The sequence below is a fragment of the Flavobacterium sp. CF136 genome, assembly GCF_000282055.1.
GTDB lineage: Bacteria > Bacteroidota > Bacteroidia > Flavobacteriales > Flavobacteriaceae > Flavobacterium.
Genome location: NZ_AKJZ01000007.1, coordinates 150,171 through 173,331 on the forward strand (window position 1 = coordinate 150,171; position 23,161 = coordinate 173,331).

At 32.6% G+C, this 23,161-nt stretch carries 22 protein-coding genes and 1 tRNA gene; 16 read left to right on the forward strand and 7 right to left on the reverse strand.

What is annotated here, in order from left to right:
• Positions 1 to 53: 53 nt before the first annotated feature.
• The 3 genes from PMI10_RS01760 to PMI10_RS01770 all read left to right on the forward strand — a co-directional run bounded on the left by PMI10_RS01760 (position 54) and on the right by PMI10_RS01770 (position 4,051).
• Entirely contained in the window at positions 54 to 1,613 is a 1,560-nt protein-coding gene (locus PMI10_RS01760) for an NAD(P)/FAD-dependent oxidoreductase (protein ID WP_007803845.1), read from the forward strand.
• Positions 1,614 to 1,622: 9 nt separating this feature from the next.
• Positions 1,623 to 2,717, forward strand: coding sequence for a DUF6630 family protein (locus tag PMI10_RS01765; RefSeq protein ID WP_007803847.1), 1,095 nt, complete (start codon positions 1,623 to 1,625; stop codon positions 2,715 to 2,717).
• Positions 2,718 to 3,241: 524 nt separating this feature from the next.
• Positions 3,242 to 4,051: a polysaccharide lyase family 7 protein gene (locus PMI10_RS01770; protein WP_007803849.1), complete on the forward strand. Its 810-nt coding sequence runs from the start codon at positions 3,242 to 3,244 to the stop codon at positions 4,049 to 4,051.
• A 156-nt stretch (positions 4,052 to 4,207) separates the two neighbouring features.
• Here the strand turns inward: PMI10_RS01770 and PMI10_RS01775 are convergent, their stop codons facing one another.
• The 3 genes from PMI10_RS01775 to msrB all read right to left on the reverse strand — a co-directional run bounded on the left by PMI10_RS01775 (position 4,208) and on the right by msrB (position 6,933).
• Positions 4,208 to 5,623, reverse strand: a complete 1,416-nt coding sequence (locus PMI10_RS01775) for an aminopeptidase P N-terminal domain-containing protein (RefSeq protein WP_007803851.1) — start codon at positions 5,621 to 5,623, stop codon at positions 4,208 to 4,210.
• Between the two features lie 122 nt (positions 5,624 to 5,745).
• Positions 5,746 to 6,363, reverse strand: a complete 618-nt coding sequence (msrA, locus tag PMI10_RS01780; RefSeq protein WP_007803853.1) for a peptide-methionine (S)-S-oxide reductase MsrA — start codon at positions 6,361 to 6,363, stop codon at positions 5,746 to 5,748.
• A 6-nt stretch (positions 6,364 to 6,369) separates the two neighbouring features.
• Positions 6,370 to 6,933: a peptide-methionine (R)-S-oxide reductase MsrB gene (gene msrB, locus PMI10_RS01785; protein ID WP_007803854.1), complete on the reverse strand. Its 564-nt coding sequence runs from the start codon at positions 6,931 to 6,933 to the stop codon at positions 6,370 to 6,372.
• A gap of 287 nt (positions 6,934 to 7,220) precedes the next feature.
• Here msrB and idi point away from each other — a divergent pair, with 287 nt between their 5' ends.
• The 7 genes from idi (at position 7,221) to PMI10_RS01820 (ending at position 10,803) form a co-directional block, all read left to right on the forward strand.
• Positions 7,221 to 7,748: an isopentenyl-diphosphate Delta-isomerase gene (gene idi, locus PMI10_RS01790; RefSeq protein ID WP_007803857.1), complete on the forward strand. Its 528-nt coding sequence runs from the start codon at positions 7,221 to 7,223 to the stop codon at positions 7,746 to 7,748.
• A gap of 21 nt (positions 7,749 to 7,769) precedes the next feature.
• A complete protein-coding gene (locus PMI10_RS01795; RefSeq protein ID WP_007803859.1) occupies positions 7,770 to 8,183 on the forward strand; it encodes a 6-carboxytetrahydropterin synthase in 414 nt (137 codons plus the stop codon).
• A gap of 1 nt (position 8,184) precedes the next feature.
• Positions 8,185 to 8,643: a peroxiredoxin gene (locus PMI10_RS01800; protein ID WP_007803862.1), complete on the forward strand. Its 459-nt coding sequence runs from the start codon at positions 8,185 to 8,187 to the stop codon at positions 8,641 to 8,643.
• Positions 8,644 to 8,702: 59 nt separating this feature from the next.
• Positions 8,703 to 9,671 (forward strand): type I phosphomannose isomerase catalytic subunit, encoded by a 969-nt coding sequence (locus PMI10_RS01805; RefSeq protein ID WP_007803864.1) that lies wholly within the window; start codon positions 8,703 to 8,705, stop codon positions 9,669 to 9,671.
• Between the two features lie 57 nt (positions 9,672 to 9,728).
• Positions 9,729 to 9,995, forward strand: a complete 267-nt coding sequence (locus PMI10_RS01810) for a hypothetical protein (RefSeq protein WP_007803866.1) — start codon at positions 9,729 to 9,731, stop codon at positions 9,993 to 9,995.
• 78 nt (positions 9,996 to 10,073) lie between these two features.
• Positions 10,074 to 10,147: transfer RNA gene (locus PMI10_RS01815), tRNA-Thr, on the forward strand.
• 146 nt (positions 10,148 to 10,293) lie between these two features.
• Positions 10,294 to 10,803, forward strand: coding sequence for a hypothetical protein (locus tag PMI10_RS01820; RefSeq protein ID WP_007803869.1), 510 nt, complete (start codon positions 10,294 to 10,296; stop codon positions 10,801 to 10,803).
• Between the two features lie 45 nt (positions 10,804 to 10,848).
• On the opposite strand, the gene PMI10_RS01825 is transcribed toward PMI10_RS01820, so the two are convergent.
• Together PMI10_RS01825 and polA are read right to left on the reverse strand one after the other, a co-directional pair.
• Positions 10,849 to 11,244: a hypothetical protein gene (locus tag PMI10_RS01825; protein ID WP_007803871.1), complete on the reverse strand. Its 396-nt coding sequence runs from the start codon at positions 11,242 to 11,244 to the stop codon at positions 10,849 to 10,851.
• Between the two features lie 53 nt (positions 11,245 to 11,297).
• Positions 11,298 to 14,141 (reverse strand): DNA polymerase I, encoded by a 2,844-nt coding sequence (polA, locus tag PMI10_RS01830; protein ID WP_007803873.1) that lies wholly within the window; start codon positions 14,139 to 14,141, stop codon positions 11,298 to 11,300.
• A gap of 325 nt (positions 14,142 to 14,466) precedes the next feature.
• Between polA and PMI10_RS01835 the strand changes: the two genes are divergently transcribed.
• From PMI10_RS01835 to PMI10_RS01860, 6 genes are all read left to right on the forward strand, one after another.
• Positions 14,467 to 14,682 (forward strand): hypothetical protein, encoded by a 216-nt coding sequence (locus tag PMI10_RS01835; RefSeq protein ID WP_007803875.1) that lies wholly within the window; start codon positions 14,467 to 14,469, stop codon positions 14,680 to 14,682.
• 177 nt (positions 14,683 to 14,859) lie between these two features.
• Entirely contained in the window at positions 14,860 to 15,534 is a 675-nt protein-coding gene (locus PMI10_RS01840) for a response regulator transcription factor (protein WP_007803877.1), read from the forward strand.
• A 10-nt stretch (positions 15,535 to 15,544) separates the two neighbouring features.
• Entirely contained in the window at positions 15,545 to 16,879 is a 1,335-nt protein-coding gene (locus PMI10_RS01845; RefSeq protein ID WP_238539438.1) for a sensor histidine kinase, read from the forward strand.
• A 106-nt stretch (positions 16,880 to 16,985) separates the two neighbouring features.
• Positions 16,986 to 17,171 (forward strand): hypothetical protein, encoded by a 186-nt coding sequence (locus PMI10_RS01850; protein WP_007803881.1) that lies wholly within the window; start codon positions 16,986 to 16,988, stop codon positions 17,169 to 17,171.
• Between the two features lie 177 nt (positions 17,172 to 17,348).
• Positions 17,349 to 18,584 (forward strand): metallophosphoesterase, encoded by a 1,236-nt coding sequence (locus PMI10_RS01855; RefSeq protein ID WP_007803882.1) that lies wholly within the window; start codon positions 17,349 to 17,351, stop codon positions 18,582 to 18,584.
• A gap of 72 nt (positions 18,585 to 18,656) precedes the next feature.
• Complete coding sequence (locus PMI10_RS01860; RefSeq protein ID WP_007803883.1) at positions 18,657 to 18,959, forward strand: thioredoxin family protein; 303 nt, start codon at positions 18,657 to 18,659, stop codon at positions 18,957 to 18,959.
• A 26-nt stretch (positions 18,960 to 18,985) separates the two neighbouring features.
• On the opposite strand, the gene PMI10_RS01865 is transcribed toward PMI10_RS01860, so the two are convergent.
• The gene (locus tag PMI10_RS01865; protein WP_007803884.1) at positions 18,986 to 19,621 is read right to left on the reverse strand and encodes a polysaccharide deacetylase family protein; all 636 of its coding nucleotides are present in this window, start codon (positions 19,619 to 19,621) and stop codon (positions 18,986 to 18,988) included.
• A 92-nt stretch (positions 19,622 to 19,713) separates the two neighbouring features.
• Complete coding sequence (locus PMI10_RS01870) at positions 19,714 to 22,995, reverse strand: glycosyltransferase family 117 protein (RefSeq protein ID WP_007803885.1); 3,282 nt, start codon at positions 22,993 to 22,995, stop codon at positions 19,714 to 19,716.
• Positions 22,996 to 23,161: the final 166 nt, after the last annotated feature.

Genomic DNA, 23,161 nt, shown 5'->3' on the forward strand with positions numbered 1-23,161 from the left:
TTTTTGCATGTTCTTTTCATAAATAGAAAAGCTAATAGAATAAATAAGATACAATGCCAAGAGAACTTTTACTTCAGGTAACACCGGAAATTGCTGCCAATGAATTGCTGCTTAAAGACTATTTGTCTAAACAAATAAAAGTTTCTCCAAAAGAAATTCAGCATGTTTCTATTTTAAAACGATCAATTGATGCACGTCAAAAAGCGATAAAAATCAATTTGAAAGTAATCATACATTTACAAGGAGAGCCTTTTCAGGAAACTAAAATCGAGCTACCTGTGTATAAAGATGTTTCTAAAGCGCAGGAAGTAATTGTAGTGGGAGCAGGGCCGGCAGGACTTTTTGCTGCATTACAGTTAATTGAATTAGGTTTAAAGCCAATTGTAATCGAACGCGGAAAAGATGTCCGTGGTCGCCGTCGTGATTTAAAAGCAATAAACGTTGACCATTTGGTTAATGAAGACTCTAATTATTGTTTTGGTGAAGGAGGGGCAGGAACCTATTCTGATGGTAAACTATATACACGATCTAAAAAACGCGGTGATGTAACCAGAATTTTAGAACTTTTGGTGGCTTTTGGTGCTTCTGAGGATATTTTGGTTGAAGCACATCCGCATATCGGGACAAATAAATTACCTAAAATCATTGAAGACATTCGGAATAAAATCATCGAATTTGGTGGTCAGGTTTTGTTTGATACCCGGGTAACTGATATTTTGGTAAAAAATAATGAAGTGAAAGGAATTGTAACCCAAAACGGAGACACCATTCAGGCTAATAAATTGATTTTAGCGACGGGACATTCAGCCCGGGATATTTTTGAATTATTGGACAGAAAGAAAATTTTTATCGAAGCCAAGCCTTTTGCTTTAGGTGTCCGTGCTGAGCATTCACAAGAATTAATAGACAGTATTCAGTATAGCTGTGATTATCGTGGCGAACATTTGCCACCGGCACCATATTCTATAGTAAAACAGGTTAACGGACGTGGAATGTATTCATTTTGTATGTGTCCGGGAGGAGTGATTGCACCTTGCGCAACGAGTCCGGGAGAAGTGGTTACAAATGGCTGGTCGCCATCAAAAAGAGATCAGGCAACGGCAAATTCAGGTATTGTAATCGAATTGAAATTGGAAGATTTCAAACCTTATGCAAAATTTGGAGCTTTGGCCGGAATGGAATTTCAAAAAAGTATCGAACAAAAAGCATGGCATTTGGCAGGAGAAAGTCAAAAAGTACCAGCACAGCGAATGGTTGATTTTACACAAAATAAAGTTTCATCAGATATTCCGAAAACATCGTATGTTCCGGGTACAACTTCAGTAGAAATGGGACAGGTTTTTCCCGGATTTTTATCGCAGATTTTACGTGAAGGCTTTAAGGAATTTGGAAAATCAATGCGCGGTTATTTGACTAATGAAGCCATTTTGCACGCCCCGGAAAGCAGAACTTCATCTCCAGTCAGAATTCCGAGAGATCCTGTAACTTATGAACATTTGCAAATAAAAGGATTGTATCCTTGCGGAGAAGGTGCGGGTTATGCGGGTGGAATCATTTCTGCAGCGATTGATGGCGAAAAATGTGCTTTAATGATTGCTAAAACTTTAAAATAATATATCAGGATGAAAAACTTCTTTTCTAATTTATTTGGTAGAAATAACGACCCAAAATCCATTGTATCTTTTGATGTTATTGATGCTGTTTACACTTATTTATATAATGAGGAGAATAGATTTGAATTTAAAATGAAAGGAATTCACGATAAGGTTTCTGTGAGTTTATACTCTTTTCCAACTTCATTTGATTATGAAGAAGCGCAGAATGAAATTAAAAAAGCAGGTTTTAAAAATGCTTACGAAGTTTTGAATGAATTGTATAAAAAGATTAATATAGGACCTGTTTCTCAAGAGCAAATGCTTGAAGAATTAGAATACGATTATATACATATTCAATTTTATACGGTGCCAACTCCGGAAATGAAAAAGTACCTGAAACACGTTTTGCATAATTTCGTCATATTCTTTTGTTGTACGAATAGTTTAGAAACTAATGATTTTAGAATTTTGTACAACCATAATTTTTTTATGGATTATACAAAAGCAATTTTAGATACAGAATATATTGATATCAATAATCCTAAAAATGAGATTCAAACAATTGGATTTAAGGAATTTGAAAGAGTTTTGCAGGGTATTTGCCAATATTTAAAAATAGAATTACCTCAAGGCACTCAATTGCCATCACAAGAGGGTTTGCTGCCTCAGGATATTGAGGTTACTCAGGGAACTTTCGAAGAATTCATTAATTTGGTTTCAAGAGGAAATGTAGAGGAAAAATTGGTTCAAAAACAATCAAAAAAGCTTTTAAAGAATTTTAAAAAAGAAGCAAAAGAATATCATGAGATAATTCAGGGTCAGTGGGATTTTTTTGAAAGTATAGATTGTTGGAACAGTGATTGGAAGTTTGATCCCGAAGATGCCGAATATTTCATCTCAGAAATGATTGGCGAAGATCTTAATTTTGCATATCCGGAAGAAACGTATAGTCATGATTTGTTTCCGTACATTCAATCGACTTTAGAAAAAAGAGGTCTTGAATTAATGACTTATGATACACTAGGTGATAATTATTTGTTTTTTGTAGTAAATAAAAAAGATGTAAACAGAATTTTGGAATTATCACAATTAACAAAGATTCCAATCGATAAATTGGGATAAGTTGATTTTCTAAAAGGTACATTAATGAAGATTGATAAAAGATGTAATATATTATTAAGTTCATCACTTATTTGAATGGATTTATTTATGTAATAAATGTTTATTGTTATCTATTTTTTGAGAAAATATTCATTTGTTAATCGAATTTTTATTAATTATAAGTTTTTTTAAGGTAAAAAATGTCCTTTATCGTTTTTTTGTCTGTAATTACTTTGTAATAGTGTTTTTTATTATAAAATTAACTTTAAAAGTTATTTAAAGTTTGAAGTTTTTATTGGGTATTTTTCAATTATTTTTCAACAATCCGCTACAATTGTTGTTTTTTGCCTGTATTTTTTATTAATTTAAAAAAAATTCAAAAAAAATATAGTGAAATTAAAAAAAAGGCTAATTTTATGCAATCGATTACATATGATGCCATGGTATTTTTTAAAATGGAATTGCTAAAATTTATTTTAGCCATCATTTAAATTGGTGTTCTTGAAAATCAACTATTTACATTTTTAATTCTAAACTAACCAAAAATGAAAAAAATTAGAACTTATCTTTTATTATTATTTACAAGTGCTACTTTTATAATTCATGCCCAAAAAGTACCAAAAATAGATTTGACCCCATGGAAGCTAACTATTCCGGAAGGAGCTGTAACAACATACAAAGCGCCAAAACTTTTAGATTATAGTGAGAATTTAGATATTCAGAAATTTATGTTTAATGACTTGACTGACAGGTCATTAGTGTTCTATGTTTATCCGTCTATAAAATCTAAAAGATCTTTTAATAAAACGGATTTAAAAGAGCAAAATTCATTTGGTGGTGATGCCGGCTGGACTTTTAAAGGTGGTGCAAAACTAAAAGCGGTTGTAAGAATGGGAGATATTTCTAAAAAGAATGATGTTAATCCCCGGGTTATTTTTGTTCAGATTGGAGGCAGATTAAAAGAAGACCAGGTTAATTTAATAGGTGCAAAAGATAAAACCGCACCATCAATATTAAAAGTTTTTTGGGACAATGGGTATGTGAAATTAAGATCAAAAAGGCTTGCAGATCCATCTATTACCGGAGTTGATGTACTAAAAGAAGATTCCTGGATTGATGATGACGGCTATACTTTTAAAAACAAAGTGGGTTTTGATAAATTTACTTTTCAAATTGAAATCACTGACGGAAAAATGGAGGTTAGTGTTAATGGTGAAGATAAAGTGTATTCTGGCGGTGATTATAAATTATGGAATGCATTTGATAACTATTTTACCGTTGGATGTAATCTTCAGGGCGATGAAATTGGGGCATATGCAAATATGAAATTTTATACATTAGAAGTTTCCCACTAATACAAAAACGACATAAGTAATAACGAAAATAAATATTTAAAAAAAGTCTGTATCACTTTGGTGTTACAGACTTTTTCGTTTAGTGAGTTTTGAATACACATTTTGTTAATCTCTTTTAACTCAGTTTCGAAGCTTTGCTTTATATGTTTTATCAAATTATATTTTAGGAAATTTCATTTCATTAAAAGTACTTTTTTGCTTGGAAAGAGCTTCAATTTCGTCCCATTTTCTAGGAGAATCAGCTGATAGGTTTTCGTATGAATCTTTTTTAATTAAAATATCATCTTCAATACGAACGCCAATATTCCACCATTTTTTGTCACAATTACTGTTTGCCGGAATATAAATTCCTGGTTCAACAGTGATAATCATATTCTCCTTTAATAAGCTCTGCGGACCTTTGAAAATTCCTTTATCATGTACATCTAAACCAAGAAAATGAGAACATCCGTGAGGATAATAGATTTTCACATCATTAGGGTCTTTAATAATTCCTAATTTTAAAAGTCCTTTTGTGAGAACCTCTTTGGCTTTGTTGTTTAAATCGACAAGTGGAGTTCCTTCTTTGCAGATTGTAAAAATGGCTTCCTGTGCGTCATAAACCAGTTGGTAAATGGCTTTTTGTTCTTCGGTAAACTTTCCGTTTGCCGGAATTGTTCTGGTAACATCGGCAGAATAACCATGATATTCCGATCCTACATCCATTAATAACAATTGATTGTCAATTTTGCTGCTGTTATTTTCTCCGTAATGTAAAATACATCCATTTGCTCCGGCACCCACAATTGGAGGATAACCTTCGCCTTCGGCACCATATCTTCTGTGAATGTAAGCATGAATTCCATCAGCTTCATTTTCGCTCATATCCGGACCAACTGCTTTCATTACTTCGTTGTGCGCAATGCATGAAAGTTTAACGGATTTACGCATCAGAACTAATTCTTCAGGAGTTTTTATCTCTCTAAGCGAATTTGTAATGTCTGCAAATTTATTTAATGAAGCTTTGTCTTCTATCGTTATGCCGGCTTTAGTTTTGAATGTTTGGAGTAAACCAAATAAGTCAAAACCACTTTCGTTATTTTCGATGTCAGTTGGGATCTTATCGTAAATTATTTTATCGAATTTTTTAAAATCGATCGCAAAATCCTTAAAATCTTTTCCGTTGAAAACGGTAGAAATACCCAATTTAGATTTGCTTCCTTCAATACCCAGGCGTCTTCCTGTCCAGATTTCCCGGGCAGCATTTTTTTCTCTGACAAAGAATACTTCGTTATAAGTTTCACCGGTTCCCTGCGCTTCTTTAAAAATTAATAATACGGCATCAGGTTCTTTGTAGCCAGTTAAATAATATAAATCAGGATTCTGATGAAAATTATAATTGATATCTCTTGAAAAAACTCTTTCCGGATAAGAGAAAATCACGGCTACAGAATTAGCCGGCATCATTGTTCTGAAAGCTTCACGACGGCCTTTGTGAAATTCTTTTGAAAGATAATCAGTTGGTAAATTTTCCTGAGCGTGAACTTGAAAAATAGTAATTATGAATGAAAAAAATAGAAGTAAATGCTTCATTTTTTGATTGATTTAGTTGATGATTTTGATTTTTATAGTAAATGCAATTTACAAAAAAAAGAATATTTTTTTTGAATAAAAAACCGCCCATTTTCATGAGCGGTTACCTACTGAATTAATAATTATTTCTTTTTTAATTTGTCTTTAAAAACTTTTTCAAATTTTTCTATTTTGGGCTGAATTACCATTTTGCAATACGGCTGATTTTTGTTGTTTGAATAATAATTCTGATGATAATCCTCAGCTTTGTAAAATTTTGTAAATGGTTCTACTTTTGTTACAATTGGGCTGTCATAAACTTTTGCGCTGTTAAGCTCCGTTATAATATTTTCTGCAGCTTTTTTTTGTTCCGCATTTTTATAAAAAATTACAGAACGATATTGAGTACCTACGTCGGCACCTTGTCTGTTTAATGTAGTAGGATCGTGAACTGTAAAGAAAACTTTGAAAATTTCATTGATATCAGTCACATTTTTATCATAAGTAATTTGTACAACTTCAGCATGACCGGTTGTTCCGGTACAAACTTCCTCATATGTTGGGTTGGCAATTTTTCCTCCTGAAAATCCGGAAACAACAGATTTTACTCCGTTTAAATTTTCGTAAACTGCTTCAACACACCAATAGCATCCTCCTCCAAGTGTAATGGTTTCTAGATTTGAAGTCTTTTTAACTTTGTTATTTTGGGCAAATCCGTTCAGGGATAATGCAAAAACGACTATTAAAAATATATTTTTCATAATTGATTATTTAGTATCCGGGATAAAATCAAGGGCGATCGAATTCATGCAATAACGTTTTCCGGTAGGAGCAGGGCCATCATCAAATAAATGTCCCAAATGTCCACCACATCTTCCACAAAGTGCTTCGATTCTTTCCATTCCAAGTGAGTTGTCAGTTTTGTAGATTACACTTTTTTTATTATCCTGTTCAAAGAAACTTGGCCATCCACAGCTGCTGGCAAATTTTGCTCCGGATCTGAAAAGTTTATTTCCGCATGAAGCACAATAGTAAGTTCCCTTTTCATCCGTATTCCAGTATTTTCCTGTAAAAGGTCTTTCTGTATCTGCCTGACGCATTACAGCATAAACGTCTTCGGGAAGAACTTTTTTCCATTCGGCGTCAGTTACATTTAGCTTTGTAGTGTCGGTATTCGAATAATACGGATTTCCGGGTTTACTGATTTTATTTTCCATGATAACCGTTTTTGTATTTGTTTTTTTTGTGTTTTGTCCACAGGCCTGAAAAATAAAGAGTGGAATTAAAAAGCAAAGGCTTAAAAGCTGTTTTTTTGTTGTGATAATTTTCATGTTGCTTTAAATTTTGTATTTCAAAGGTACGGCGAGAGTTTGTTTCGAAATGTCGTGCACTTTACAATTGAGATTTTTTTAAGTATGATTTAACGTTTTATTATTTACGTAAAACAAACGTATTTAGTTTTATACCTTGTTTGTAAGGGCTTTTTGTAAAATAAACAATATTCAATGTTTTGATAATTAACAGATTGTATTTTTTTTGCTCGTTAAACTTTTCACAATATTTTCTGAGATTTTCAAGCCATTTCTTTTTTCGTATTTTTGTTATATCAATATGCCTTATGACAGAAGAAAACGTAATACTAGTTAATCAAAATGATGAGCAAATTGGCTTAATGCCAAAATTAGAAGCACACGAAAAAGCTCTTTTACATCGCGCTTTTTCAGTTTTTATTTTAAATAGTAAAAATGAAATCATGCTCCAGCAGCGGGCACATCAAAAATACCATTCCCCTTTACTCTGGACCAATACCTGTTGTAGCCATCAACGTGAAGGTGAGTCAAATATAGAAGCCGGCAGCCGAAGATTATTTGAAGAAATGGGCTTTAGAACTGAATTAAAAGAGTTGTTTCACTTTATATACAAAGCACCTTTTGATAATGGCTTGACAGAACATGAACTTGATCACGTAATGATTGGGTATTATAATGAGAATCCGGCTATAAACTATGAAGAGGTTGAAGACTGGAAATGGATGAAAATAGAAGATGTAAAAACCGATATTCAGAAACAGCCCGAAATTTATACTGTTTGGTTCAAAATAATTTTTGATGAATTTTATCATTATTTGGAAGATCATACAATTTAAAACATACTAACCAATAACCAGATGAAAGTAACCATATCAAGAAAAGCACATTTTAATGCTGCACATCGATTGCATAGGAAAGATTGGACATCAGAAAAGAACAATGCTGTTTTTGGAAAATGTAATAATCCTAATTTTCATGGTCATAATTATGGTTTAACAGTAAGTGTTACAGGGAAAATTGACCCCGAAACCGGTTTTGTTTTAGATGTAAAAGTATTAGCGGATATTATACTTGAAGAAGTAGAGATTCCGTTTGATCACAAAAATTTGAATCTGGATGTTCCGGAATTTCAGGATTTGAATCCAACAGCTGAAAACATTGCCGTTGTGATATGGAATAAAATTAGAAAAAGAATTCAACCCGATTTTGATTTAGAAATCGTTTTGAATGAAACAGACCGCAATTTTGTAACTTATAAAGGAGAACAATAAAATGTCATTAAAAATAGGGGATATAGTTCCAAATTTTACTGCAAAGGATAGCCACGGAGAAGTTTTTGAAAGCCAAAGCGTTTTGGGTCGAAAGCCACTCGTGATTTATTTTTACCCAAAAGACAATACACCGGGCTGTACTACCGAAGCCTGTAGTTTTAGAGATCAGTATGAAGATTTTAAAGATCTTGGAGCTGAAGTTATTGGAATAAGCAGTGACAGTGTAAAATCACATCATAAATTTGCCAATAAACATCAATTACCTTTTATACTATTATCAGATCAGGATAAAAAATTAAGACACCTTTTTGGGGTTCATAATAATTTATTTGGTCTTTTACCGGGTAGAGTGACGTATATTATAGATAGGAATGGAGTGGTTATTCTGATTTTTGATAGTATGAATGCCGCAAAACATATTCCGAAAGCACTTGAAACAATTAAAGAATTAGTACTGTAAATTAAAAAAATAGTATTACTTCAATATTAAAATAATAAAGATATTAGCCAAAAAAAACTATGAATCCAAAAACGTACCCTTTACAATTTGCCCCAATTTTAAAAGAAAGAATCTGGGGTGGAGAAAAACTAAAAACAATACTTAATAAACCTATTACTTCAAACATTACCGGTGAGAGCTGGGAATTATCTACTGTAGAAGGAGATGTGAGTGTTGTGGCTAATGGAATTTTAAAAGGAAAATCATTAATGGAGCTTATTGATGAAATTCCAAATGAAATTTTGGGAACAAAAGTTTATGAACGCTTCGGAAAACAATTTCCGTTGCTTTTTAAATATCTGGATGCCCGTGAAGATCTTTCAATTCAGGTACATCCAAACGATAAATTAGCAAAAGAACGTCATAATTCTTTTGGTAAAACCGAAATGTGGTATGTAATGCAGGCTGATGCTGATGCGAGAATAATTGTTGGTTTTAAAGAAAATTCAAGTAAAGAAGAGTATTTGAAACATTTAAATGACAAAACATTAGTTTCTATTTTAGATGATGTAAAAGCAAAATCCGGTGATGTTTTCTTTTTAGAAACAGGAACAGTTCATGCTATTGGTGCTGGTTTAGTAGTAGCAGAAATTCAACAGACTTCAGATATTACGTACCGCCTGTATGATTTTGATCGCAAAGATGCACAAGGAAATACAAGAGAACTTCACGTAGATCTGGCACTTGATGCGATAAACTATAATAAGGTAGAAACACAAAAGAAATATGAGACAAAAACGAATACATCAAATGTAGTAGTAGATTGTCCTTATTTTACAACCAATTTTATTCCGTTGGAAAATAAGGTTGAAGTTTCTAAAACCGGAGAAACTTTTACAGTTTATATGTGTATCGAAGGAAGTTTTGAAATTGAATATAATGGTTTCAAACAATCCTATATAAAGGGAGATACTGTTTTGGTTCCGGCTGAGATAAATGCATTTATTTTGACTGGAAAAGCTTCAATTTTAGAAATTTACATTTCATAGCACGTTATAAAAAGATTATATGTACTTTTGCAGACGCAAATTAAAATTAAAATAAAAATGGCAAACGTTAAAAATTTAAAGAAAGATATCAATTTTGTATTAGGAGATATTATTGAGGCAGTTTACTTATTTGAAATGTCTACAACAGGTAATCCTACTCCGGAAACGAATGCTTTGATCGATGAAGCTATCGCTGCTTTTGATACTTTGATCACAAAAGTAAATGCTAAGAATGTTGAGAATAAAAAAGCACACTTCAAACAAATAAATGTTGAATTGGAACAAACTGCTAATCAATTGATTGCTAAAATCAACGAATTGTAAGCAAAAAAAAGTATAAAAAAGTGCAAATTTATTTTGGAAAAACGAAAAACCGACTTATATTTGCACCCGTAATGAGTCGCCAGCGTAGCTCAGTTGGCTAGAGCAGCTGATTTGTAATCAGCAGGTCGTGGGTTCGAGTCCCTCCGCCGGCTCAACGTAAATTAACCATCACTTTTGTGATGGTTTTTTTTTTGCTTCTAACTTAAATTTTTAGATTTTCCAATATTAGATATTTCAAATTCCAATTCTGCTGACTTTTTTTGTTTCGAAATATTGGAATTTTAGAATAACAGATTTCATGAAATATTTTTCTTATGTTTGTTTCTTAACCAGAAAAATTATTACCATGGAAGAAACTTCAGTTTTCGAAAAATTTGAGCTGCACCTCGATCAATCTGCAAAAGACTTTTTAAAAGAAACCGCTAAATGGGCTTACTTTTTATCCATCATGGGCTTTATCGGAATTGGACTTATGGTTTTACTTGCTCTTTTTGCAGGAACTCTTTTCTCAACTATGGGAAGTACGTTGCCGGGAGCGATTGCAATGGGAGGAGGTTCTTTCGGTGTAATAATGGGAGTCTTTTATTTTGCTTTTGCGGCTATTTATTTTTTTCCGGTTTATTATTTAAATAAATTCGGAACAAATGCTAAAAGAGCTTTTAAAGAAAATGATTCAGAAGCACTGACCAAATCTTTTGAATATTTAAAGTCACATTATAAATTTATCGGAATCTTTACCTTGTCAATTATGATTTTGTATGGACTGATAATAGTATTTGCAATATTAGGAGGTCTGTTTGCCAGATAAAAAATAAAAAAAAATCCATTCAATTTGAATGGATTTTTTTTATTTCTATTTTAAATTTTCTTGAATGAATGAAATTAAATAAACAAATAAAATAATAATAATTAGAGCAATTCTAAATGTGTTTTGTTGTTTTGCTTTCAGAAGATATCCATCTTTTTTTAATTCCCAAGTAAATAATAACTCAAATAAAGTGCTTTTTGGCTTGAAAATAAAATCAGAAATTTGATAGCTTTTGTTAGCCTTCCTCAATCTTTCCTCTTCTTCTTTCTCATTTGTTAACTGAATAGCTTTATCTATTTCTGAACTATCGACATTTCTGTTTGATAATTCATATTTGGCAAGATAAAGCGCATCACGGTTCCATTTTTTAGGAGAGCTAACAATATTAAGTAATTCTTGTGTGGTTCTGCTTTTTATTGGAGGCTTAAAATTGTCTGTCATTTTGTTCTCTATATTTAGAAATCTAAAATCTAAAATTTGCAATCTAAAATTATTTAATGTGCCTCTAGCCAATCTTTACCCAAACCTAATTCAACATCTAAAGGAACGCTCATAATAAAAGCATTTTCCATTTCGTGTTTGATCATGGGCTGGATTTTTTCGAGTTCATCATTGTGAACATCAAACACAAGCTCATCATGTACCTGAAGCAGCATTTTTGACTTCCAGTTTTCTTCTTTTAATTTTTTGTGAATGTTGATCATCGCAATTTTAATCACATCGGCAGCACTTCCCTGAATTGGTGCATTGACAGCATTTCGTTCAGCAGCACTTCGAACTACAGCATTTGCTGAGTTGATGTCTTTTAAATAACGACGACGGCCTAAAATGGTTTGCACATATCCTTTCTCGCGGGCAAACTCTATTTGTTCCTGGATATATGATTTTAATCTTGGATATGTTTTATAATAGGCTTCAATCAATGCAGCACTTTCACTGCGCGATAATGAAGTTTGGTTGCTCAATCCGAAAGCTGAAACCCCGTAAATAATTCCGAAGTTTACAGTTTTGGCATTGCTTCTTTGCTCACGGGAAACTTCATCCAAAGGAACATTAAAAACTTTTGCAGCTGTTGCTTTGTGAATATCTTCTCCGTCCAGGAAAGCCTTAATCATATTTTCTTCACCACTTAAAGCAGCAATAATTCGCAATTCAATTTGCGAGTAATCGGCAGATATTAACGTATGATTTTCATCACGGGCTACAAATGCTTTACGGATTTGGCGACCTCTTTCGGTACGAATCGGAATATTCTGCAAGTTCGGATTGTTAGAACTCAAACGCCCGGTTGCCGCAACAGTCTGCATATAATCGGTATGAACTCTCAAAGTCTTTTTGTCTACTTGTTCCGGCAAAGCCAAAATATAAGTGCTTTGCAATTTTACCATTTGACGCCAATCCAGAATCTCTTTCACAATAGGATTGTCATTGGCTAAATAAGTTAAAACCTCTTCACCTGTTGCATATTGGCCCGTTTTGGTTTTCTTTTGTTTTACACCGCCAATTTTCATTTTATCAAATAAGATATCACCTAATTGTTTCGGTGAAGCCAAATTGAATTTTTCTCCGGCACTTTCATAAATTTTTTGCTCCAAAGATTTAATCTCAATATCCATTTCTTTAGACATTACGCTTAAAAATTCAACGTCTAAACGAATTCCTTCCGTTTCCATATCTGCTAAAACACTAACTAACGGAATTTCAATTTCATCAAATAATTTTTTGGTTTCCGTTTTATCCAGTTCAGAAGTGAAAATTTCCTTTAATTGAAAAGTTACATCAGCATCTTCAGCAGCGTATTCCTTAATTTCTTCAAGGGCAACATCGCGCATCGAGATTTGATTTTTGCCCTTTTTACCAATTAATGTTTCAATTGATTTTGGAGAGTACTTTAAATAGGTTTCAGCCAAAATATCCATATTATGACGCATATCCGGATTGATCAGGTAATGCGCAATCATAGTATCAAAAAGTTTTCCTTTTACAGTAACTCCGTAATTAGATAAAATTTTCAAATCATATTTTAAGTTCTGACCTATTTTTTCGATGTTTTCATTTTCAAAAAACGGAACAAATTTATCTATTAAAGTTTGAGCTTCCTCCTGACTTTCAGGAAACGGAACATAAAACCCTTTTCCTTTTTCGTAAGAAAAAGAAACCCCAACCAATTCAGCATGTAAAGCATCTAAACCAGTGGTTTCAGTATCAAAACAAACGGAAGTCTGATTTTGTAAATTCTGCAAAAGCAATTTTATTCCTAAATCGCCCTGGATAGTTTGATAAGAGTGAGGTGTGTTTTCTAAAGTGTTATAAAAAGAAGTTCTTGCGGTTTCCGGGTTTTCGTCGGTAGTTGCGCTTCCAAAAAGATCAAACTGATCTTCGTTTTTGGGTTGTGGTTTTTTGTATAATTTGGCGTCTGGAGCAGCAGCGGCTGCTAATTCATTTCCACCGCCAATTTTAAAAAGATTATCAAATTGCTCTGCCATTCTTCTGAATTCTAATTCCTGAAATATAGCATCTGTTTTTTCAATATCAGGACGTGTCAGCTCATAATCAGCTTCATTGAAAACAACATCGCAATCTATAATGATAGTAGCCAGTTTTTTAGAAAGTATTCCCTTCTCTTTATTGGCTTCGATATTTTCTTTCATTTTTCCTTTTAGCAAATGTGTATTTGCCAAAAGATTTTCCATGGTACCGAATTCTTTTAGAAATTTCTTAGCGGTAACTTCTCCAACTCCTGGTAATCCCGGAATATTATCGACAGCATCACCCATCATTCCAAGAAAATCTATTACTTGTTCAGGTCTTTCAATTTCAAACTTAGCTAAAACTTCAGGAACACCCCAAATTTCTATTCCGTTACCCATTCGAGCAGGTTTGTACATGAAAATATTTTCAGAAACTAATTGTGCAAAATCTTTATCAGGCGTAACCATATAGACTTTGTAGTTTTCTTTTTCGGCCTGTTTTGCAATTGTACCGATCAAATCATCGGCCTCACAGCCATTCGCTTCAATAATTGGAATATGCATTGCATTTAATAAATCCTGAATATACGGAATTGCAATTTTTATCGCTTCTGGCGTAGCGTCACGATTTGCTTTATATTCAGTATACATTTCTGTTCGTACATGGCTTCCGCCTTTATCAAAAGCAACTGCCAAATGATCTGGTTTTTCTCTTTTGATAACATCCAAAAGTGAGTTCATAAAACCCATAATTGCCGATGTATCCATTCCTTTGGAATTAATTCTCGGATTTTTTATAAAGGCATAATAACCACGGAATATTAATGCATAAGCATCGAGAAGAAAAAGGCGTTTTTGTGTTGACATAAAAAAAATATTAGTCTGTAAAAATAATCAATTGGGTTCTCAAAAATTAAACTAAAAAGATTTTTTTTACCATATAAGTGATATAAGTCCATTTTAGTAGAGGTGCACAGCAGTGCGTCTATGGTTTTGTTTGTACACAGCATTAAGTCTAAGATTACGTTGATGAAATTAAATGAACTTATATTACTTATATGGTGAATTTTTTTCAAATAGTTAATGTCAGGTTAAAATTTTCAGGCGCAATTCTATCTTCATTTTGTCTTCATTTTACAGGAGTACATTTGATCTGTAATTAAAAGGTTATTAATTTAAATCAATAGAAATCATGAGAAATTTTTTAATGTTACTCGTAGCAGTTTTAGGAACTACAGCAATGGTAAATGCATTTCCTGCTGTAAAAGTTGGTCCGGTAAAAGAAGTGAAAATCATTCCGGCAAAAGAAGTGAAAGCCACAAAACATCCTAAACACAAATCTGAGAAAAAAGCAAAATCTGAGAAAAAAGAAGCTGCAAAATCAGAGACATCTAATGTAAAAAAATAATAATTGTTTTTGTTTTGCTTTTAAAAAATTGTAAGAGGGGCAAAACAGAAGGGATAATTATGGAGAAAGCTGATAAAGAAATTTGTCAGCTTTTTTTTTGATTCGTTAATTTTTTAATAATAGACAACATGGCTTTTTATAATTGATTATTTTTAGTTGTGTTTAAAAGATTTGTTTATGAATATTTTGATTGTTGAGGATAATAAAGAACTGGCTGTCGAGGTTTATGATTTTTTATGTAACGTAGGGTACATATGCAAAATTGCAAATACTTGCAGTGATGCTCTTGAAGAGTTAAATAGTAATGATTACGATGCGATGCTGTTAGATTTGGGTTTGCCTGATGGAGATGGTTTTGAAGTTCTGAAAGCACTTCGGAAAACCAAATCGAAAACAGCAGTAATTGTAATAACGGCCCGTGGCGAATTAGATGACAGGATTAACGGTTTAGATCTTGGGGCAGATGATTATCTGACAAAACCGTTTGCTTTAACCGAATTAAGTGCCCGATTGTTTGCTGTAATCCGGAGGATGCATGGCTTTACGCTAAATGATTTGATGATACACGGATTTTCGTTGCAATTACAGGATTATAAGGTAAATTATAATGAGATACCGATTAATTTGACTAAAAAGGAGTTTGATATTTTTCAGTATCTGGTTTTAAATAAAAACCGTGTGATTACCAGATTGCAATTAACAGAACATATCTGGGGTGATATTCTCGAAGTGAATTCAGATTCCAATTTTATTGATGTTCATGTTAGAAACCTTCGAAAAAAACTCGATAAGCATACAGCAATAGATTGGTTTGAAACTGTTCGGAATGTTGGTTATCGTATTAATGAATAAATAAAATACCGTGAAAATAAAACACCAGCTGGCAATTTTTAATGCACTAACCCGATTGTTGGTGATTTTAATTTTATGGTTGATGCTGCCTATTTTGGTTGAAAAAGTAGTTTATAAACATATCAATAACAGTTTATTAGAAAAGAAGAAAAAGTTTATTGATAATTTGAATCAGAATGAAATCAATGATTTTATTGTTCAGGATGATTCTACAGAAACCTATTCGGAATTTTCAACACTGCACAGTGAATTTCTCATGCTTTCCAGATTACCCTTAAAAGTTAATCAAAAGAATACTTTTTTTGTAAATGATTATCGCGTTATCGAAGGGGAAATGAATCAATACAGGATATTACAGTATCATTTTACTTATGGGAAAATTGGCTATCAGCTTGAAATTGGAAGCAGTTTAGAAGAAATTAATGACCTGACCTTCATAATTCGGTTTTTTATCCTGATTGTTTTTGTAATAATCGTTTTGATAACTTTTTTGGCAGATACTTTCTATATCGAATATTTGTTAAAACCTTTTTATAAAATTATCGACACAAAAATCCGGCGTGTCAACCAGCCTGAAGCTTTTGATCATACGCCAATAAAAGCAGGGTCAAGGGATTTTAGAGAGCTGGATTTTGTTTTAAATCAAATGATGGACCGCATTGCGGAACTTTTCAAAAAAGAGAAACAATTTATTTCTAACGTTTCGCATGAACTGTTGACGCCAATTGCATTGCTTAAAAATAAATTTGAAAATTTACTGCAGAATGATTCTCTGGATAATAATGCGGTAGATAAGATTGCCGGATCAATGAGAACGTTGGATATGTTGAAAAAAATCATCAATAATTTATTGTTGATTTCCAGAATCGAAAATAATCAATATGCAGCCAATGAAGATATTCATTTTTATGAAATTATAACCGATATGAAGGAAGATCTTCAGGACAGACTTGAAGATAAAGAGATTAATTTCTCTAATAATATGAAGAATGATTTCAGCTTTAAAGGAAATAAAACACTGATTCATATTCTAATTTATAATTTGATAATTAATGCGATTAAATACAATTTGCCAAAAGGTGAAATTATTGTTTCTGACGGTTTTTTAAACAATCAATATTTTATTTCAATAACCGATTCAGGTATTGGTATGGATGCTTCTCAATTAGAAAGAATATTCAATCGCTTTGCCAGGATTAGTTCTGATCAGGACGGACAGGGGTTAGGCCTCGCAATTGCAGATAGTATTGCTTCTTTTCATCATATCGAAATACAAGTTACTTCAAAAATAAATCAAGGCACAACCTTTACACTTTTGTTTCCGGAAATCATAAAACCTAATTAAAAGTTAATTTTTTTTCGATGGTTTAATCTTCATTTAATCTTCATGTGGTGATTATATCTTTGAGGTATAATAAATGAAATAATAACAATCATAAAAACTCGAAATCATGAAAAAATTAGTAATGTTAGCAGTAGCTGTTTTAGGAACTACTGCAATGGTAAGCGCACAAACTACTCCAGCTCAAACCGCTCCGGCAAAAGAAGTTAAAGCTCCTAAAAAACACAAAAAAGCTGAGAAAAAAGCTGAAAAAGAAGAAGCTGTTAAATCAGAAACTTCAAAAGCTAAAAAATAAACGACATTAGTTTACTATTTAAACTTTGTTGTGGATTAGAATGGTTTTAAAAAATTTGGTAGAGAAAAAGCTGGTAGGGAAATCTATCAGCTTTTTGTCATTATTAGAGTTAAATTTTTGGTAATAAAAAGCTATAAAATTTTCATTCTTTGTTACTTTGCTTAAAACTATAAACTAATGGTCATTCGTTTTGTAATTCTTTGTGCAGTTTTCTTATTCATTGAGTTTTATTCCTATCAAGCCTTTCGTACACTTATCAAATTAAGATGGGTTTTAGTGAGTTATCAAATTATAAGTTTACTGCTTTTAATTTTTATCATCTATTCTTTTACTCAGTTTGATCGTTCTGTAGGGCAAACAAAACAGACGATGTTTACAATGGGTCTGATGCTTCTGGTTTATGTTCCAAAGATTGTAATTACGCTTGTTTTATTGGGTGAAGATATTTTCAGACTAGGAGCAAGTATCTTAAATTACTGTATGTACAATGCTCCCCGAACAGAAATAATGCCTGACAGGCGAAAGTTTATTAGTCAGATAGGTTTAGGTTTGGCAGCAATCCCTTTTTTGTCGTTGATTTACGGAATTTTTGAAGGAAAATATAACTTTAAGGTTATTAAGCAAACAGTATTTTTTCCCGATTTGCCGGATGCTTTTGATGGTTTTAGGATTACTCAGATTTCAGACATACATAGCGGAAGTTTTGATAATCCGGAAAAAATAAATTATGCTATTGATTTAATCAATGAGCAGGAAGCAGATATGATTTTATTCACGGGTGATATTGTAAACACACATGCCACAGAAATGCATCCCTGGCTGGATACTTTTAACAGGATAAAAGAATATAAATATGGAAAATTTTCGGTTTTAGGAAATCATGATTATGGTGAATATGTGACATGGCCTTCTGAAAAAGAAAAAGATGAAAATTTTCAGGCGATAAAAAAATTATACGGTCAAATTGGATTTAAATTGTTATTAAATGAACACACCTTTATTCAGAAAGGGGAGGATAAAATAGCTTTGATTGGAGTTGAAAATTGGGGTAAGAATTTTAAAATGGCCGGAGATCTGAATAAAGCTTCACAACAAGTAGCACAAGGTGATTTTAAAGTTTTAATGAGTCACGATCCAAGCCACTGGGAATATGAAATAAAAAATCACCCAAAGAATTTTCACCTTACATTGTCAGGTCATACGCATGGCATGCAATTTGGTATTGAAATCCCGGGATATTTCAAATGGAGTTTAGCTGAATACATTTATAAGCAATGGGCAGGTTTGTATGAAAATGTAGGCCGATATGTTTATGTAAACAGAGGCTTTGGTTTTCATGCCTATCCGGGACGAGTTGGGATTATGCCGGAAATAACAGTTATTGAACTAAAAAAGGGTCGCAATGTGGCTTAATTCGGTAAAAATGCTACATTTGTATAATGTTAATCTCTTTTTAGTAGATTTAAAAATTTAATTTTTGGTTTTATGTCAAAATTTGGAGAACTAATAAATGCTCAGGTCCCTGTGTTGATTGACTTTTACACAGATTGGAATGAATCGTCAGTTTCTATGCATCCTGTTATTAAGGATGTTGCAGCAGCGCTTGGTGATAAAGCCAAAGTAATCAAAATTGACGTTGATAAAAATCAGGAACTTGCAGAAGCTTTACGAATTAAAGGGCTTCCTACTTTAATGATTTATAAAGAAGGGCAAATGATCTGGAGACAATCCGGTGAACTGGATGCGAATACCATTATAGGAATTGTTCAGGAACAGTTTAGTTTATAAAAGATTTTTCTTTCTACAGATGTTGTCTAAGTAACAATATCAAATACAAATCCATTTTCCTTCAGAAAACTCAAAGTTTTAGGTAACGCAAATTTTAAATTTTGTGATGCTTTTATACTGTCATGGAAAACAATTACACTTCCTGATTTTACATTTTTAACGACGTTTTCAAGACATTTTTCAGGACTGATACTCTGGTCAAAATCAGCGCTTAATACATCCCACATGATTATTTTATAGCCTAATTTTCTTAGGAGTCTGGATTGCTGTCTTTTAATCTTTCCGTACGGTGGACGAAACAATAAAGAAGGAATGTATTTTTGGGATAGGATTTCCGCACATTTCTTTACGTTTTGAATATATTCGTTTGTTTCACTTTTCCAGCCATTCATATGGTTCATGGTATGATTTCCAATCGAATGATGTTCTTGTTTTATTTTCAAAAATAACTCTGGATTAGAATCTATGTTTTTTCCAATACAGAAAAACGTAGCCTTGATATCGTGCTTTTTTAACTCAGCTAAAACCCAATCTGTAATTTCCGGAGTTGGACCATCGTCAAAAGTGAGATATATTTTCTTTTCGTTGTTAGGGATATCCCAACAATATTTAGAAAACACTCTTTTTATAAATGCGTTAGTTTTTACCCAATAAAAGCTCATTTTGAAAGGATTAAAAGATATGTAAAATTAAAAAATGCAGCGCTATTTATCAAACAGTGCTGCATTTTTTTAATTGCTAAATTTTTCGTATATTATTCTTTTTCACGACCAAATCGTTCAAAAACATTTACGTAGGTATTAAAAGTCCTTTTGTGGTTGTTATAAAAGACTAAATCTTTATTGTCTTTCATAACCTGAAGCAAGCTTCTGTAGCGTTCAATATCTGTTATAATATCAATGGCTAAATCAGATTGGTCGCCAGCACTTAAAGTTGCATAATAATTAAGGTTTTCTTTATATTTCTGAACCAATTTATTTAGTAGATCATGTGCTTTTTCTTTTTCACCAACCTTGTAATAACCACCGGTGAAAGGTTCAACAAGTGAATAATATCCGAATTTCTCCAACGGCATTTTTGTTATTGCCAAATTGATAACATTTTTGGCTTTCTCTATTTTACCTTCTTCGATAAGCTGATTCATCAGGCGTGAAAGATTTGTACGATAGGTAATACTGTTTCTTCTGGTTTCAGGATCATGATAAATCTTATCGCTATTGCTATTTCCCCAGTCCCATTTCATTACGATGTCATACATTTTATCAGCGTCAATTTGCCCCATATCCATTGGCCCGCCATCTTTTGAAGGCGTATTTTTAACAGGTACTAATTTATACACCATTCCGTCAAGCTGTAAATAGTCTTTAAGCCATAAATAATCCTCGTCGTCAAAAGCGCCGCCACTAAAATAGATTGGTCTTTTCCAGTTGTTATTTGCTAAAATATCCAACATCATTAAGCGATTTTTGTAAAGAGCACTTCCTTTGATATCGATATCCATAAAAGGGACTATAGAATCATTATATTTAGGATTAACTACCTTGTTTTTGATGATGATGTTTTTATCCACCGGAATTCTGATTTTATCTGTTGGATAAAAGTGAATGGTCTGACCGTTTTGTAAACCTACAGTAGATTTTGGGTTTTTAATGAATTTAATGAAATCATTAATATCCCAGCGCGTTTCTACTTTCTGAATGTGGGCTACATAATCTAATTTATCACCTACATATTCGTCATGTGTAAAAGATATCGGTAACGGGTCAGATTCGTAAGCTTTGGCTTTCATTTGATCAATGTACCAATCGGTCATGAAAAGACTTGTGTTTACAATTTTCACATCTGTTCGTACGCCTTCAATTTCCTGAGCATACCATAAAGGGAACGTGTCATTGTCACCAATGGTAAACAGAATAGCATTTTTATCGCATGAAGTCAGATATGCTTTTGCCATTGCAACAGCTGTATATTTACCGGATCTGTCATGATCATCCCAGTTTTGAGAAGCCATTAAAACAGGAGCTGCTAATAAACTTCCGGCAATAATAATTGGACCCGCAATTTTTGGAGCAAGATATTTTTGAATAGATTCATAGAGTGAATATACCCCGAAGCCTATCCAAATTGCAAAAACATAAAAAGAACCAACTAATGCATAATCTCTTTCGCGAGGTTCAAAAGGTCTTTCGTTTAAGTAGATTTTGAGTGCAATTCCCGTAAATAAAAATAAAGCCAAGAGTACATAAAAGCTTTTAAGATCTTTATTTGCATGATACATAATTCCGATAAGCCCTAAGATGAAAGGCAGGAAAAAGTAAACATTTCTTCCTTTGTTATTTAAAACGTCTGTAGGTAAATTATCCTGTGAACCTAAGTGTAATGAATCTAACGGCTTAATTCCGCTGATCCAGTTACCGTCTAAATTATCATATTTTCCCTGAACATCACTTTGACGCCCTACAAAATTCCACATCAAATATCTCCAGTACATGTATCCGAATTGATATTCGAACATAAAACTGAAATTATCAACAGTTGATGGTTTTTCAATAATTAAATAATCACCATAACTTTTTAAGAATTTTACATAACCTTCATTGTCGATTTGCTTTTGAGCATACGCTTTTCTAAATTCTGAAACTGTTTTTTCAACCTCATTGCGTAGTTGAGCAGTAGCTTTGTTGTATTCTTCCTCAGATAATTGGCTGGCATCAATTCCATATTTTGCTAAATCATCCTCGTAAGCATAATTAGGATTTATTTTGAATTGAGGAGGATTTGTAAAGTTGATATAATTTTGAATATGTTGCGTTTCTGTACTCCACATTCTAGGCAGAATCGTTTTTTGATTGTCATCACTGTTCTGATCTGCGTTTTTATAATTATTGGTAATGATATATTTACCGGTTTTATAATCTCTTTCGTAGTTGGGTTTTTTATCCAGATATGGCGTTTTTTCATCCAATCCGGCAAAAACTTCCGTGTATTGAGGCCCATAAAACAAAGGGTTTACGCCATATTGCTCACGATTATAGTATGCTAAAACTTCGGTAGCATCAGATGGTTTGTTTTCGTTGATTACTGTATTCGCATTAGCACGAACAGGCAACATCATCCAGGTTGAGAAACCTATTAAAATGAATAAGATGCAAAGAATAATAGTGTTGTAAAAAACGAACCCTTTTTGTTTGGTATATTTTAATCCAAAATAAAAGAAAGCAATAAAAAGTAAAGCAACAAAAATGGTTCCTGAGTTAAAAGGCAATCCCATGCTATTTACCATGAATACTTCGGTTTTACCAAAGAAGGCCATGGTTAATGGAAGAAGCAATTTGAAAATAAATAATAAGATTGCAATTACTACAGCATTTGCAATAATGAAGTTTTTTAGAGTAACTTTTTCATAGTGCTTAAAGTAATAAAGAAAACCAATGGCAGGAATCGTTAACAAAGCCATAAAGTGAACTCCAAACGAAAGACCGATAACAAGCGAAATGATTAACAGCCATTTGTTTCCTTTTGGATGGTCCATATCCTGTTCCCAGCGTAGACCAAGCCAAAAAAGCAATGCAATTAATAAAGAAGCCATGGCATAAACTTCGGCTTCTACGGCATTAAACCAAAAACTGTCTGAAAACGTATAAGCTAAAGCTCCAACGAAAGAACTTCCTAAAATTACAATTGAATTATTTTGATCAATCTCTGCAAAGCGGGCTACAATTTTTTTCAAAATCATAGACGAAGACCAAAATAAAAATAAAATTGTAAAAGCACTTGAAAAAACTGACATCATGTTTACCATTACGGCAACATGCTGATTATCGATTGCAAACATGGCAAAAAACGCACCCATCATCTGGAATAAAGGAGCTCCGGGCGGGTGGCCAACTTCAAGCTTAGCGGCTGTTGCAATATATTCGCCACAATCCCAAAAGCTCATTGTAGGTTCAACAGTTAATGTATAAGTTGTTAAAGCGATTGCAAATGCAAACCAACCAATAATTGTATTCCATTTGTTGAAATTGAATTGTGCCATATTTTGGTGTTAAATTTTTGAATATTTTGATGATACAAAGAAAATGTTTTTTTGTGTAATGAAACGAGCATTAACAAAAAATTCTGCAAAACTATTTAATAAAAGTAAACTATTGTTTGTGAAATACTTGCGTCCTTATTATCGATTTCAAAGAAAAAAAATGAAA